The organism is Macromonas bipunctata, assembly GCF_002837135.1.
GTDB lineage: Bacteria > Pseudomonadota > Gammaproteobacteria > Burkholderiales > Burkholderiaceae_C > Macromonas_A > Macromonas_A bipunctata.
In genome coordinates, this window is the sequence record NZ_NWBQ01000049.1 from 1 (window position 1) to 2,198 (window position 2,198).

General features: G+C 45.6%; 3 protein-coding genes and 1 pseudogene. 2 read left to right on the plus strand and 2 right to left on the minus strand.

The annotated features are described in order from the left end of the window. Positions 1 to 128 (minus strand): annotated as a pseudogene (locus CON76_RS07485) (IS5/IS1182 family transposase); the annotation flags it as partial. Between CON76_RS07485 and CON76_RS07490 the strand changes: the two are divergent. Both CON76_RS07490 and CON76_RS07495 read left to right on the plus strand, forming a co-directional pair. Then, positions 127 to 432: a DUF2442 domain-containing protein gene (locus CON76_RS07490; RefSeq protein WP_101102747.1), complete on the plus strand. Its 306-nt coding sequence runs from the start codon at positions 127 to 129 to the stop codon at positions 430 to 432. The pseudogene CON76_RS07485 and the gene CON76_RS07490 sit on opposite strands and share 2 nt — an antisense overlap. 16 nt (positions 433 to 448) lie before the next feature. Further along, positions 449 to 1,009, plus strand: a complete 561-nt coding sequence (locus tag CON76_RS07495) for a nucleotidyltransferase family protein (RefSeq protein WP_101102748.1) — start codon at positions 449 to 451, stop codon at positions 1,007 to 1,009. Between the two features lie 589 nt (positions 1,010 to 1,598). Here CON76_RS07495 and CON76_RS07500 read toward each other — a convergent pair. Further along, positions 1,599 to 2,108, minus strand: a complete 510-nt coding sequence (locus CON76_RS07500) for a type III toxin-antitoxin system ToxN/AbiQ family toxin (protein WP_169929012.1) — start codon at positions 2,106 to 2,108, stop codon at positions 1,599 to 1,601. Positions 2,109 to 2,198: the final 90 nt, after the last annotated feature.

The following is a 2,198-nucleotide window of genomic DNA, read 5'->3' on the forward strand; positions in this document are numbered from 1 at the left end:
GCGGCCAGCCACTGCATATCGCGGTCGAGCCACAGCGTCAGCGAGCCTCGCGCCTTGAGCGCGGCGTTGTACTCGGCCCAGTTGCGTGTCTGGTAGCGGGTCTTGGGGGTGGCGCTGGCTTCACTCATGGCCCAAGGTTACCTGTTTCTGGGCCGTTTATGCAACAAAGCCGAGTCTCTGGGTTTAGCACCATTGCGAGATGCTCGGCAGTTTGCCAATGCCATACTGGTGGAAGGGGAAGGCTTGACGGTAGCGTGGCCCGAACTGGACATCCAGATTGGAGCAGATACGCTGTGGCTGGCTGCGCAGGCCCAAAATTCTAAGGATAACAAGGTAATGGCTGAGTATATTGCCATGAGGTCCCGAACATTATCGGCAAAACACCTCGCATTGCATGAATCCTTAGCAAATACAATAAGCGATGGTATTTAGACTTTTGGAGCCTATTATGGATAAAATTAATCAAGTGCAACAATTGGTCAGTGAAATCAACCGATTGCATTACGACTTTTCCCGTGATTACTTTGAATCCGGAAAGATAGAAAAGATTAATCTTTCTAGAACTATTTCGAATGTTCCGGTTCCTCACATTTACCGTTATCGGCTCACTTTGCATGAGAGCATCAATGATTACTTGATGACGGCAGATATCGACATCAAATACTTTTACCGCGTTAAGACTCGCGAAAGTATTGACGACAAAATTGAGCGCTACACCAACCGCGAAGACCAATACCCCGTCAACAACTGGTTAAACGATATTTTCGGCGCGCGTATTATCCTGAATGCCGACGATATCGACACTGTGATGAGTCTTTTGGATGATTGGCAGGATGAACTGAACCTAAAGAATTGGTACTTACGCGACAAAGAGGGTTATCGCGGATTGCACGTCTATTTTAAAAATAGAAGCAATTTCTATTTTCCGTGGGAACTGCAAATCTGGGATAAGGCCGATATGCGCAGTAACATCGATAACCACGAAAAATTCAAGCGTAATTTTTTGTGAGAGCTAAGTAGGCCGTAACTCTGATTAAGTATTGGATTATTTAGAGGTTTTTTGCCCTAAACCTGCCGTAAATTACAAGGGCCTCAAAGCTGAAGCCTTGAAGCCCTTATAATCAACTTTGGGTGTTGCGGCAACGTGACGCCTCGCACGCGTCGCATTGCCGACTCCTACCCATAAGGGAGGATAAGCCACCCAGAAGGAGGCACCGACGATGCGCAATAAAAACAAGCGTCAGGGCCACACCTAGTTGGTCAAGTTCGCCGTGTGGGTCTTACGACTCATATGGCTGCTGTACAGCGGCGACGTGCTGTAACGTGACCTAGTCACCTAAAGCCTCTGAGTTTGCCGCTCAGGGGCTTTTCTTTATTGTATAGGCGCGAACATCAATACTCAAGTATCTTTTGGATTTTGCGTAGTAATATATTGTAATAAGATATTAACTTATTACAATATTATTTTTTAACTTCGCCAAGCTCCGGTAAAGTGTCGCCCCTAGACACTCCAAGGTTGGTTGCGTCCATTGCCCGGCTATAAAGCCATATTCGTCGGTATGGTGAAATTTACTATTTACTGTGCCATAGCTACTGTCTCAGTTCGCAGTAGGGCGCTTGAAGTTCTTGTACTCGTCAACGAGTTTCGGAATGTCGCAGGAAATACGTACAAAGAAAGATGTGCGCTTTACCACGATATGCGCGTACAGCTTGGCTGCGCGCTCCATGATTTCCGTACGATGTGCCTTGATAAATTCATATTGCTTGTTCAACATACGCTTGTACTTATCATTTTGAGCCTCTATGTCTAACTCAGCAATCTCGCTGTCTAGTACCGGAATCATATAGTTCAAGGCAATCATTCCTAATTTATTATCGGGATTCAGCCTCTCGTGAAGTTTGAACGCTGTGGGGGATGAAGAGTCAATGCTGTCTTGTTGGGGTTTGTAAGAGGAAAGTGGCGCTAAAAACTTATGATTGCTGATTTCGAGAAGTATACCAATGTAGACCTTCGAACTCTTGTAGTTGAGGCCTCCGTTATTCGGAACCTTTGAATCGAACTGTTGTAAAAATTTAACGTATTCGCTGGTGACCGTGTAAAAACGCATTTTTGCTTCCTGCAAATAAAAAAGTGGCTAGTGCCACTTTTTTCTCGACTTAAGGTGTCGAGAACCTGGTTTCAAGTTCGCACTCAAGGC

Bases quoted from the DNA above. Each gene is read 5' to 3' on its own strand.
- CON76_RS07490 (WP_101102747.1), top strand. From the start codon at position 127: ATGGCCCAAGGTTACCTGTTTCTGGGCCGTTTATGCAACAAAGCCGAG.
- CON76_RS07495 (WP_101102748.1), top strand. From the start codon at position 449: ATGGATAAAATTAATCAAGTGCAACAATTGGTCAGTGAAATCAACCGA.
- CON76_RS07500 (WP_169929012.1), bottom strand. From the start codon at position 2,108: ATGCGTTTTTACACGGTCACCAGCGAATACGTTAAATTTTTACAACAG.